Genomic DNA, 13,522 nt, shown 5'->3' with positions numbered 1-13,522 from the left:
GACATTTTTCACTCCCTATTTAATCTTATAGGTAGTACAAGAGCAACGTGCTTCATCACATTATCAGAAGTGGGAGAAATACATATCGGACTTAGCGGCCCGTTACACCTTATTTCAATTTCTTCCGAATGGATGTGCTTTAACAAATCAATAAAAAGAGTAACATCTACCCCAATAAGAAGCTCCTTCCCTTCTAGCAAATCAACTTCAACTTCCTCTTCATACTGAGTATCTGATTTTACTTTAATCACAAGCTTATTGTTATTTAAATCAAAAATAGTGACTTTCCCTTCGCATACACTTGCCCTGTCCAGAGCGGTAAATAATAATTCCCGCTTCAGTTTTAGTAAAGTACTATAGTTAGGAGTGATAATTTTACTGCAGTCCGGATAATTTCCATCCAATAACCTTGTTTGATAAATCAATTTTTCAGTAACAAGTTGGAATAAATTCTCGGAATACTCAATGCTGATATCCCCATCTATACTAGAAGCTACCTTAATGATCTCTTTTGCAGCATTACCAGGAATAACTATATTCGATAATCCTACTGGAGTATCTAAATGCAATTGATTCATTGCTAATCGGTGTCTATTTGTTGCAAACACTGTCAGCTTTCCCTCGCCTATAAGGAATTGGATACCAGATAATATACCATCATCTTTCTTTTCCGCTGCATAGTGAGAGGTTTTGAGTAATGTAGCTAAATCATTACTCTGCATGGTTAGTTGATTATCCAGAGTTTGATGTACATATCGCGGATAATCTTCTTCCTTCATTAAATTTAATTGAAAAGTAACGGGTTTTCTTTTCCCTACAGTTAACCTAATGGTTAAACTAACATCAGGAACAATTTCAAATTCTATCTCGCCTTGAGGTAGTTTTTTCATTGCTTCCAAAAACAAGTTTCCTGGAACTACAAATGATAAACTCCCCATATAAGTGCTTACGGCTTCATCAATTACACGAATGGATGAACTTGAATCAGATCCTGTTAAGGTCATTTGACTACCTTCGACTTCAATAAGAACACCTGTAAGAATTGGCACTGGGGGATTTCTATCAATAGCTGCCACTGCTTCACTTAGCATCTCAATAAACCTTCCCCTATCCTGTAAAGAAATAATTTCTGTAGAAACTTCTAACTTATTTGCTGTAGCTGTTGTCATTGTCATTCCTCCGAATTGTGTAATTATAATCGTCTATAAAATAAAAAGCCGATTCATGTATGCCCCGAATAGAGGTAAATACATAAATCGACTTGTAAGCGCAAAAAAGCCCTATAGGCAGCGCAATCTTCTACGAAGAAAGTTCCACCCATAGGGCTTAATTCTAGTCAAAAAGCTAAATTAGCAAAAAATAATAAGTAATGTCTTTATACTAGCACAAAATTTGTATTTCTGTCACTATGATTAGGTTTAAACTACTGATTCGTTTCCAATCTTCCGACCGACGACTAGAAATAATAATCCAGTAATCGATAGTCCTGTTACGATTGCAGCTAGAAGCAGGAGCAGATAATATCCTGGCACAATATCTGAAAATTTTTTAAATAAATACAATTCAACACAATATGAACTCATAGTAAGAAAAATAAATAGAATTACATATTTATAAAAAGATATATTAGTCAGCCCCCTTGTTCCAGAAGCGAAGCGATTATTTTGAAAAAATCCGACGAAGCAGTCCCTTATTCCTTTGCCTATGATCTGGCTGTAACCTCTTTAATATTTCTTCGTCAATAATGCTTGTCGTAAGTAAACGGAACAGTTGATTCATCTCATCACTTTGATCATTCGTTAAACCTTCCCACCCGGAATTTCCATTCATTGTAGCTTCCAAAATAGTATTTAAATAAGACATGAAATAAACGTTTTTTATTTGGTAAGAATTTTGCAACTCTTTCCCATAATCTTTTTCAAGCTGCTCAGAGGAACGATTACAAATAAGAGTGATCTTATCTCGCTCGATGTACTGAGTCATATTTTCGTATCGCTTAAATTCTCTATTCACTCGAACGGGATCAAATGAACTAACCATGTATACATGGTTCGCTTGTTTTAAAATAAGCCTTTCACGATCATCATCAATATTTGATGAGAGATCGTAAAAAAGAATTGGGATTTGTCTGGCCATACCTACGAGCTGCGCCGATTGCATAATGTCCCAATCTTTATAACTTTCTTGCTTATTACGTATGATGTAAGTGACATCTTTAATTGTAATATCACTGCCTGCCGATACTTGGTCATTTGAACTTATCTGAGAGTGCCAGCTCTTCCACGATGAGGCGTTTATATGTGGATTAGCATTAATATAATCAAACCACGAAGGTTTGCTGTAAGGGGATTCTAGCAATCCTACGTGCAAACGTAGTAATGCTAAATACTCCAAAAACATTCTACCGAAGGTTGAAGATCCCGCTCCTTCATAAGCTGATGCTATAACGATTAATTTAGGTTGAATTAATAATCGCTCATATATAGGAACGGTTGTCTTAATAACCTGCTGCTCTGTCTTTGGTACCACTCCTGTTTTAATCATGTGCTCTGCTTCACGTTCCTGTTGATCCCGTACAAGATCTTCAGTCACCTTTTGAATATTCTTCTTGAAACGTTGAATATTCTTATACTCTGGCTGCTTGGACAATTGAACCAGGTAATCAGCCGGCAAAGAAGCATTGTTAAAAATATCAAATATTGAGAATGTAGTTAGTTTAGTAAGGAATATATCATCATCCGGCCGATCACAAATAAATACGATACGAAGTGAAAGACTTATGCCACGAAGCTCCTCGAATATATAAGCCCATTCCTCTTCTCCACCATCGTTACCAATCAAATCTTCGCTCACTATAACCATCGTGGCGCCTGTTTCAAGAACCCTTTTTAAAAGAATATTTCTTGTATTTATTTTAGACACTACTTGGCCAATATCATGTTGTTCAAGATCAGATTTAATCATTTGATCAAATTGCTCATTACCTGTACCAATAATTATGACATGCTTATCATTCAAGCTCGCTCTTCTCCTTTACTAAACAATTAATAGCATCCTTAAATTGATCGAAGGAACACGTTTTGTCGTCCTGTAGGTATAGATTCTTGTAAGCATGATATAATGCATAATCCCATAACTTATCCGACACATTCAAAAATTGAGTTTCCATCTTAGATACCTGTTCCCTAGATAATCCTGCTTCTTCCGCTACACGGCTTTGTGTGTACCCAAGTCGTTGGCGAATGATTCTAATACACTCGCCCTTCGATCTCGGTAAAAATATGTTATTCAAAGCATTGTCACTTCTCATTTTTTCTGGTCCTCCATTTTATGGTCATAAAAAAAGACGCACACTCCCTATAGGAATGTGCGTCCTCCGCTACTTCATTAAAGCAATTATAACATACTACTCTTGACGGATTAAAGAATAATAATCGTGAATGGTTTGATCAATTGTTATAGATACCTCATCATATTTAATCGTTCCATTAGAATATACAACTCTGAAGTGGAATAGATATGGTCCATTAGCTAGCTTGTCGTAGGTAGAGTCCCAAAGTTCACCCTTCCAATGTTTTCCGTTAGTTGATGTCATAGTAGCTACATCTCCTGTCTCTACAAGCGTTGCCGTAACTTCTGCAGCATATGTTGTACTTCCTGTAGTATCAGTTGTATCAGCTGCTAGCATAAATTTTTCGCCTGCCAAGAAGCGGGATTGTACCCATGGACTATGATCGGTTCCTGTCTTCATTTGATTATATGCCTTCCGATTATTCTCCCACTGCTGAGTATGATTTACAAATCCGTCGATCGATAACTCTTTTACAGTAAATGTTTTAGTCAATGTTTCTTCTGGTGCTTTACCATCACTCACTTTCTGAGTTACCGTATAAATTCCAGGATATAAAGCTTTATAAACCGGTCCACCTTCGCGAGGATAAGGATATGATAACGTATAATCATATGTTTGTTTCTCATTCTTTGGATTTACGATCTCATATTTTACACTCAGAGTATCACGATCTGGGTCATTTACATCGTGTGTAAATGTTACAGTATCTCCTTCAAAAATTAACGAAGGTGACCAATCGAATCCTGGCTCAGGCGGTCGATTATTAACGACTTCGTATTCCTTAGTAACAGTTTGAACATTTCCATTTGGAGTGCGAGAAGTCCATTCAAATGTGTACATTCCATCAGGCATAGGCCCTACTGTAAATGTGGTTGTATTCTGCCAATCTTTTTTTCCATATCCTACAGTGCTTAGGGTTTCTGATGATAAAGTAAATGATTTTTGATAACGTGTACCTTTAAATGCAATGACAGTTGTTGCATTACTATTAACTGCAGCATCAGGATATTTAGTGGTTGAAGCACGAATTGTATACGTATCATTTACCACCAACGCTTTTACATTCTTAGCATCATTAATATTAGCATCAATCTGGCCAACTAAATTTATAGGAGTTACCACTTTAACGGTATACGTATGGGTAGCTCTTGATCCAGCAACCGAACCATTTCCTTGGATTGTAAAGGTGTATGTTCCGTCCGGTGTGGTTCTTGGTATCGTAAGAACCTCATCCTGCCATGAAATATCATTGCCTGCTTTCGTACCCGTATAGTACGGTACTGATTTGTTGATATGGCTGCCCATTGATAACTGCAATGCGATCGAATACGGATACCTTGTCCATAGCTCATAGGCTGTCAGCTGCTCGCTAGCTGGCACGCTGTTCAATGAAAATCCGCTATACGTCGTTTTTAAGTTACTTTTCATTTGAACAGGCACGGTGTCTGGGAGTACATATGTCCGTTGAATAGGATCAGACCATTCCCCTTCAATATCTTGCGCCTTGTAATCTAGCACATAAGTACCTGGCGGCAGCATGTCGGGTATTTTCGTGAACACTTCACCTGTACCCTTGTTTTCAAAGCGGATAGTACGATCTTGAATGCCTCGGTCTGTTGCTGCTCTTGTGATGTTATGGTCAAGGTCGTAACTCATATCTACCCAAGTTGTACGGTACATATTTGAAGTTAAGATGTAATCAAAATCTAGCGTAACATCTGCTATTGGGCGACGATGTACGAGCACTTCTACAGCCGCCTCGTTAGATTCGTATGCGTAATCTGCAAAATTCGGATCATCTGTTGGCTTGTCTTTAATCTTGCGATAGAACGTATACTTACCTGTTTTGTTAAAGGTAACAAGCGACTCATACGGATGCCAGTTGTTAATATTCTTAACCGATATGAGTTGTTGCCCATTAAAGCTCTCTAGCCCCATTGCATTATCATAGTGGTCAGGATCATGAACGATTTGCAGTAAGTCAAACTCAGCTGGCAGCTCGTCATCCTCGTAATCAAATTCCGCTGTGTAAGTCTCAATCGGTTCACCAATTAACCTAAGCACCCTTGGTACAGCTGGATTGTTCTCTGCAATAAGGTCGATGACTGCTTGCATCACAGATTCGATAAATCCTTCATTTTTCACGTATCCGTTATGATCAATTTGCTGCTTAATCGCATCACTACCCACTACTACTAAATTAGCATCATGTTTACTTAATACATGCTTTAGATCATTTAGCTCCGAAATGGTTTGATCTGTAATATAAACAACGTATTTCGTTTTAACCGCCTGCATGAAGCTGGCATCATACGATTGCCTTATATCCTTGTAGATTGTTCCAGCATAGAAACCTGTATAATCGTCGTAATCAACCCATTTCGATTCCCAAACGTCACGAGTCCAATACACATCACCTTCGTAATATGCAGTCCACCCCCTACTGCACGATCCATTTGGCGGGCCTGTGCCGCCGCAAGATGGACCGTCAGGACTCTCTCCTGTTCTGCTTAAAGTCCCGGAATATCTTCCATCACTATAACTCATAGAACCTGAACAGTTATTCCAAGACGAACTACTATCATATTGCCCTTTATCGTTGTAATACGTAGTGACAGTGCTAGAACAGGAATCCGTAGCTTTTTTAGAATCTGTCACTGATACCCACTTACCTTCGTCTCGTTGATATGGCGAATTACTTATACTTGTACGACTTAGTGTTCCTTTATAACCATCAGGCGATGTATAACTAATTGATGAAGATGGATAGGATGTGCCGAAATTTCTTGATGTACTAGCCTGTTGATCATACGTATAGGTTTTCATATCCCAAATGCCAAGATTCGCCATCATATTTGATCGTGTAAAATCATTTGCGAGTGTCACTTTATTTCCTTTAATATAATCCGTCGACTGTTGTTTCAACCCTTTATCGAGCATTAGATAAACATCCATTTCAGCCAGTTCAGCAGGTGTATCTAAATAAATATGGCTGAAAGGTGCGTAGTTGTCTACAGCAAAATACCCTTCATAATGATGTGTTTTATCGTCAGCAGGCGTAATGAACTCCATTAAGCGATCTTCATTCGTACCTTCTCTTGCATCAACAACAATTTTATATTGCCCAAGCTGATCTAGCACAGGCAGCTCCGTTACATCATCTTCTGTTTCGAAAACAAGTTTGGAAAAATTACCATCATTTTTAGGATCATAATACACTTGCAGTTTCTTGTATGCGATAAAGTCACCATCTGTACTTTGCACATCATAGAATAACGGCAAGTTGTCCAACCTGCTTATTTCTTCGCTGTAGGTATGTGCGATAATTGCAGGTCTATGATCAGGCAATATTTCAAAGTCTACAACATAAGGATCTGAGTAACGAGTAATCGATTTTCCGTTGCCATATGGAATAACTCGCTTGGCAGCAATACTCATTTGATAATGTCCTGTTTCCTTATACATAAAAAGCTTTTCTGACATATTAGATTCGCAGAAACCGACTCTACACTTTAAGTTAGGATCGTTAGGCTTGACAAAGTTAAAAGATGTTATTTCCATCGGTGCATTTGCTTCTGTCCAAACATCGTTACTTTCTTTTGAACGGTCATATGCTCGCATGGTTCTATTTTCTTTGTATAAACCTTCTAGCTTAAGTGATACCTTCGGCTTTGTTTCGTGTACGACAACATGGCGTATAAAGTGCGATTCCGAACCATCAGGAGCAGTTAGCAAGAATGTAACTTTGCGTATCCCTTGTAGTTCCTCACCGAAGATGTACTCACCTTTTAAAAATTGGTTAGCATCAATTTCTTTATCATCAATGAGTACACGTTTTTTAAACTCGCTGTAATTCGCTGGATCTTCGCAACCTTTATGCGGTATGAGTTCAGGCGCTCCTTCAGTGACTGGAAAAGGTACTACATCATACCAATCAAAAGGCCAATCTACGTTAGGTGTTACAAATTGCGGTGGCGCTGGCAGCATTTCATGATCAAGTCCACATTTATAAGAAGGCTGCTGCTTAATATTGATATAACGTATGGCAGTAGATTTGTTATTAGTAACTACATCTTTATCGACAATCGTTTGCTTGACCATAAATCGTTTTTCTACAATAGAATCAACTGTTTCGTTAGGAAATTTAGTGATTATAAAGTCATATAAAAATTTACTTACTGCTGCTTGATCTAAGTAGCCAGCTTTCGGCTTTTTAACTTCAGGTATAGCTGGGTCAAACTTTTTAGTCGCCTTTGTGCCATCCGCTACATTCGTAATTTCAAACTCATAGTAATCAACATCTTTACCATAGGATAAATCGACGTAACCTAATTTTTCCTTCGTCAGCTCTGATCTTCGTTCAAGAACGATTTCAGGAATAACCGTAAAATCACTAAGCATTGAAGTTTTCACTGAAGTAGTTTGGAATGTTACTGTTAATTGGCAAGGCGCTTTAGTCATAGACGGATCAAATACGGTATGATTCGCATAGTATATGACTGCTTCACCTGTTGTTGTATACGTCCATGCTTTTTCATCTGACTTATCTATCTTTTCGGTATCAATCTTTAAATTAAAGGTTGTACTTGCAGTGTTGTTTTTTCGCACAACTCCATCAGATTTTTTGTTAGATGAATGCGATAGTGTTTTATTTGCATCTCTATCATTTACATCCAATCTCCAATAGTCGATATCTTTCTGTGTGTAAAATTCCGTTTCTTTGTCACGCTTACCGATATGGTTTTCATCTTGTAATGTACCTGTTAATTTGACTTCCACTTCAACATATCGATCTTTGGTTATTGGAATCGGCTTGTTACTGACTGGTTTAAGCTCACAAACAGCCTTATCTTGTCTTTTTTCTAAAGGTGTTTGCTGCAACAGCGGAAACGATTGATAAAACAGTCCATTTTTAACGGGATTCCAATGTACCATCATACCGATACCAGGCTCCCATACCGTAGGTTCTTGAGCTACGGACATAAAGTTGCGAACGTCTGTGTATTTACTTTGTTTAGGTAAAATTTGATTGCGATCTGCATAAGAAATTGTAGGTGCGTTATCAAATTTAAAACCTATGGAACGTTCAATATTTTCTTTTATATAATCAAATTCTGGAACATCTGGACTTGACTTACCTACATATACCCCTCCTGGCCCACCAGGTTTGTACTTATATGAGTCAGGTAGATTTTTCCATGGTTCAAAAATCCAACGTTTATCTACTGCTTGCGTTGTAGTGTCGCCGCTATCACGAATAAAATAATCGTTGGGATAAAGCGATCCTGTGTCGTCATAGCCTAGAAAACGCCATTCACCAAACACCATATCCCCATAACTCTGTTGGTATATGTAGAAATGCCCTTCATTTTCTATAACATTTGCTTGAGCATCCTGCATCCCTTTTTTAAAACTTTGAATGTTCAACGGTATATTATCAGGTGTACCGTAAACGATTAAATATTGTGGAGGAGCAGTTTTATAAGGGTTATTGTTTAAAATCCATGTCTGTGAATAAAACTTAGAATTAAATTTAAACCCATTGGAACTACAAGGTCTAACATGTGATGGTATTTGTCCGTCTATCGCTGGATTATAACCACATGTATTCGGAAAATTGTTAATTGTTTTAGGTGCTTTTTCTACTACTGCAGCATCTGTATATTGCGGCAATAACGTAAAGATTATAGCTATTAGAGAACAAAATGTTATAATTTTTCTCCATTTTCTATTCAAATCTCAACATCCTCCTTAGTATGCCATATGCAAGACAATAAGCGATCCTTCTAAGTAAATGGAGAAATCCTTCTTGTTAAAGGTAAAGGTCAATGGATGGGATGTTAGATCTTTTTCTTTCGACTGCATTACTTTCTTAAGCTCTGCCCCTTTTCCTTTTCCTGCAAACAATTCTAAAACTGCATTAAAATAATCTTCGCTATAAATTAGTTTATTATCACGAGAATACGCTACATTTACTCTTCTGCTATCATTACTATCTACACCCGCTGTCATTTCGACTTGTGGTCTTAAATGCCACATACCTGTACGTGTGTAATAATCCCAACTTTCCGCATCATCTTTGCTCGCAAAGACAGCCATCGAATAGGAATTTTTAATATCTAGATATCCCTTTTTAATATGTTTCTTTCCTAATGCTACGAGTTCGTTATAAATATCAAATTTATACTTATCACTGAACAAAGCAATGTAACCATTAATTTCTGTATAATACTGTCCTTTTAGATTTGGCTTAAATGGTGTACGTAAGGAAGAATCACGTAAGCGTAACACCATAGTTAACGCTTCGGCTCTTGTAACATAGCGGTGAGGGTAAAAATATTTGTTGGGATATCCGTTCATAAGACCTGTAGTCAATACCATTGCTTTATACTTCCCAACTATATCTGTAAAAGTATTAAAGTCCTTTAGACCACTATTCTTATTGACGAAACTATCATAATTTCCCTCTATGCCACCTTCAAAATGACTGTACCATTCCCCTAACAAATAGCTCGCTTCTTCACGCTTTATTTGTTTTTCGAATCGTTTGTAGTCTTTTGGAAATACGCTATCATATTCAAGTAAATATGGCATTTCATAAAGCATATCTACATATGGCTTTGCCCAATAGCCTTTCTTTGCTGTTTGGAAATCAAACTGATTTTTACGGACAGCCGATCTAATTGTTCCAAGATGACCTGGTTGAAAGTCAGAAAGAAACTCATACCACTCAGGATCAAACACTGTGTATCCGTCAACGTTTGCGGAAAAAGCACGTAGCATCATAACAATAAACTGATCGGCTTTTACTACATCATTTGGTCGAAATGTACCGTCAGGGAAGCCATCTACTAAACCCTTGTCGTAAGCCTGTAAAATAGTATCTTTTGCCCAATGGTTATTAATATCTTTAAAAGGATTCGAATTAGCAGCATTAATTGTTTGTGTGCTAATTGGAGCAGCTGCAATCAATACTACGAAAGCCACTACTGTTAAAATGATTTTCTTCATATATAAATACCCCCTAGTTTAATAAGTATTGGATTAGCCGTTTTAAAACAATAACAGCTTCAGCCCTTGTAACATCTTGATCTGGACGAAAAGTTCCATCTTTGTATCCATTAAAAATACTGAACTGACTTACAAGGGCAATAGCCTTCTGGTAATCATTAGAAAGTTTAGATGTATCATTATAAGTTTTAACACTTATCTCTTGGTCAGTCGTAAGCTGCATAATGTTATATAGTAACAAAGCAACATCCTTGCGTTTGAAAGAAGACTTTAATGCCGGATCAGACCATTTCATTACATTTAGATCCTTAGCAGCAGCAATATATGGAGTTGACCAGTGCTCTCCTGATTTCGTGATAAACTGGTATTCGGCAAGACCCATTGATCTTTTTATTTCTTCATCGAGCACTTTCCATCTGAAAGCGCGTGCCCATTGTCTATTCCCTTGATCATTTTCATCGGATAAAGCCATAACTAGCATTTTTGTTAGTTCTTCACCAGTAACTTTTGCATCCGGCGCAAATACCCCTTTAGATTTCCCATTTACTACCCCTTTCTTAACAAACTCACTTATCGCATCCTTCGCCCAATGATTGGCTATATCAGAGAATAACGGAATTTCGACCTTCAAATTGAAGTACATTATCTCTTTTGTAATAATTTCGAATCGATAGGTTCCCTTGGCCGCTGGTGTTAACGAGTAAGAACTTACCCAATAAGATCCATCCTTGTCCTTAATTTCAGTACTTTTTTTATTCTCTATAATTTTACCATCTGGAAGAATAATCCTAGATGAAAAAGATTTTTTCCCTTCAAGTGTAAACTGTATTTGTTTAACTGATTCTTGAAGTTCATAACTCTTATTCACAATATTATCTTTAGTTTCTGAAGCTGCACTAACTGGTACTGAGACTATAGACATCATAAGAACCAAAATCAGTACAAAAGACAAGCCCTTAACATTATTGTTCAATTAAATTCACTCTCCTGGTTATTTTTTTAAATAAGCTCTTTTGCTAGTAAAAGCAGAAAAAGGACGTACTTACCCTATAGTTGGGTAAGTGCGTCCTTCGCTACTCATGTTTAATATAATTCTTTATTAAAACAGTACTCCCCTTATAGAAGAGTATCACTAGCAATAGAAGGTATAAAAATATATATTATACAAAATAAGAATACCATATTTTGCTGATTTATGGAACATTCGTTTTCATTTATAACCTCTTATCCAAATACCGATAGACTGCTTTCTTTAGCTTCACAATATCACCTTCTACATTTAGCGGTGCTTCAATCAGAGCTACAACACTTGGACCCAGCAAAGTTTCTCGCAAAGTAATAACTTCATTGCGATACATTACACTCTGCACAAATTCATACGGATATATCGGTCGTCCTAATCCGTCGTGAGGAACCTTATTATCACCCACAAAGAATAGCCCTACAGTTTTAATTTGACCACTAAAAATTGCGTTATTTATTGGATACAATTGATCATCAAGTACAAGATTATCTTTTAAACTTCTTCTGAAATTGGCTGTGCCAGCAATCTCATCAAATACAATATATCCTTCAGCTTTAAGGGATTTATCTACAACAGCTGCGTCATGAGCTGCTAATATTACAGTTCCATAAGATCGTACCTCACCAAGCATAATCATTCGATCTTCAAGGTTTACATTAAAGATAGTTACTATGGCAACCAAAAGTGAGATTAACATTAATACCATTTTCATATATTAAAACTCCTCAATTAAGAAGTAGGGAATTCTGTATTAATATAGCGATAAGATCCTATTGGTTTATTAATAATATTCCCGAAGAATATTAGGACAGTTCTCGGATAGGTGATTTTTAGATGGATTCTCTCATCACCGGAACCTTTTATTTTTCTTTCAGCAAGGTTTATAGTACCTTCCATTATGATATTTTCAGATTTAAACGAACGAGCATCGACTAAAAATTGCTTTACCTCTTGTTGGATCTCAGGAGTTATATAACCATAGGGAGCTGCTTTAAGAATAGCTTCAGTGATCGCCATTTCAAGATAAACTTGATTCTTAGTGTCAGCATGATCAAGTATGATTACCACTATTGCTAAGCTGACAATCAAGAGAAATAAAATTATTGTATAAACAAACTTCATATGTATCCCCCTAATCAAGGAAAAAGAGAGGGATACCCCCCTCTTTCTCTCCGTCCTATTTACTTTGCGTAAGAGTCTGTAGTGTCGTCGACACGTTGAACCGCTTTTGCATGAGAATTGTTCACCTTAGCGATAAGACCCGTCGCTGGCGCGAAAATAAGCGTCATTATTAGAAGCCCCGTAATTCCAAATCCTAAAATCTTTTTCCAAGTCCAACTCATAATAAAAACCTCCAATTTTAATTTTAGTAATTAATATCAAATGAATAAGCCCAAATAAACAAAGCTAGTACACCCCAAAGAGCCGCAGCTGCAACCCCACTAATGTTAACTAGGGTTAATACCTGATTAATATCTTTTTGCCTTGATTTATAACTTGCTGTTTGTTTTTCGGCTAATGTGTCTTCGTTTTCTGCCAAGGATTTTGCAGCTGCTTCATAGCCGATTTCTTCAAGTTTCTCAAGCACAGAACAAATTACATCTATTTCTTGATTATTAGGATATTGCGCCGCAAAGTTTTTTAGTGCCAACTTACGGTTCTTCCATTCATGCTCTAGAAGTAATAGATCTCGTTGTAAGATTTTAAAATAATTCTGAAATTGTCTGATAATAGATAGTACAGAACGTTCATGCTTCTCATTTACCTCATTTCGAAGTAGCTGAATAAAAACGGCTGTTTCTCTACCCACTCGATAATTATGAATTCTTTGAAACAAAGGAGCGACAAACATGGTAAATATAGATGGAAATTGTTCAGTAGGCGATAGTGCTGAAAATACAGCTGCTATGAAAACAAGAGGATAATAGAATTCCCCGCCTCCATTTACAAACAACCTTGTTAACAAAATTATGATGAGAACAATACACAGACCATCCCTAAATATTTTCAATTTGCTTGCAGTCAACCACTTAGGTGCCCCCATTGAGATTAACAAACGTTCTGCCAATTCATTCTCATACCATTTACTTAATTTCGCGACTTGGTCATTAATTTCTAGCCGCATATATATTCGC

At 36.9% G+C, this 13,522-nt stretch carries 10 protein-coding genes; all 10 read right to left on the bottom strand.

Annotation, left to right across the window (positions count from 1 at the left end):
- Positions 1–8: 8 nt before the first annotated feature.
- Positions 9–1,169 (bottom strand): DNA polymerase III subunit beta, encoded by a 1,161-nt coding sequence (dnaN, locus tag V1L65_RS16015; RefSeq protein WP_331700204.1) that lies wholly within the window; start codon positions 1,167–1,169, stop codon positions 9–11.
- A 490-nt stretch (positions 1,170–1,659) separates the two neighbouring features.
- Positions 1,660–3,018 (bottom strand): hypothetical protein, encoded by a 1,359-nt coding sequence (locus V1L65_RS16010; protein ID WP_331700202.1) that lies wholly within the window; start codon positions 3,016–3,018, stop codon positions 1,660–1,662.
- Positions 3,011–3,310: a helix-turn-helix domain-containing protein gene (locus V1L65_RS16005; RefSeq protein ID WP_331700201.1), complete on the bottom strand. Its 300-nt coding sequence runs from the start codon at positions 3,308–3,310 to the stop codon at positions 3,011–3,013. Before V1L65_RS16005 ends, V1L65_RS16010 begins: the two co-directional genes overlap by 8 nt.
- A gap of 96 nt (positions 3,311–3,406) precedes the next feature.
- Entirely contained in the window at positions 3,407–9,088 is a 5,682-nt protein-coding gene (locus tag V1L65_RS16000) for an Athe_2463 domain-containing protein (RefSeq protein WP_331700199.1), read from the bottom strand.
- 15 nt (positions 9,089–9,103) lie between these two features.
- On the bottom strand, positions 9,104–10,363 hold the full coding sequence (locus V1L65_RS15995; protein WP_331700198.1) for an S-layer homology domain-containing protein: 1,260 nt from the start codon (positions 10,361–10,363) through the stop codon (positions 9,104–9,106).
- A gap of 13 nt (positions 10,364–10,376) precedes the next feature.
- Positions 10,377–11,336 carry an S-layer homology domain-containing protein gene (locus V1L65_RS15990; RefSeq protein ID WP_331700197.1) on the bottom strand — a complete coding sequence of 320 codons (960 nt, stop codon included), beginning with the start codon at positions 11,334–11,336 and terminating at the stop codon, positions 10,377–10,379.
- Between the two features lie 241 nt (positions 11,337–11,577).
- Entirely contained in the window at positions 11,578–12,099 is a 522-nt protein-coding gene (locus V1L65_RS15985; protein ID WP_331700196.1) for a hypothetical protein, read from the bottom strand.
- Positions 12,100–12,116: 17 nt separating this feature from the next.
- Complete coding sequence (locus V1L65_RS15980) at positions 12,117–12,509, bottom strand: hypothetical protein (protein ID WP_331700195.1); 393 nt, start codon at positions 12,507–12,509, stop codon at positions 12,117–12,119.
- Between the two features lie 59 nt (positions 12,510–12,568).
- On the bottom strand, positions 12,569–12,730 hold the full coding sequence (locus V1L65_RS15975) for a hypothetical protein (protein WP_331700194.1): 162 nt from the start codon (positions 12,728–12,730) through the stop codon (positions 12,569–12,571).
- A gap of 23 nt (positions 12,731–12,753) precedes the next feature.
- On the bottom strand, positions 12,754–13,512 hold the full coding sequence (locus V1L65_RS15970; RefSeq protein ID WP_331700193.1) for a hypothetical protein: 759 nt from the start codon (positions 13,510–13,512) through the stop codon (positions 12,754–12,756).
- Positions 13,513–13,522: the final 10 nt, after the last annotated feature.

Source organism: Paenibacillus sp. IITD108, from assembly GCF_036541265.1.
GTDB lineage: Bacteria > Bacillota > Bacilli > Paenibacillales > Paenibacillaceae > Pristimantibacillus.
This window is presented reverse-complemented; position numbering and strand designations above follow the sequence as displayed.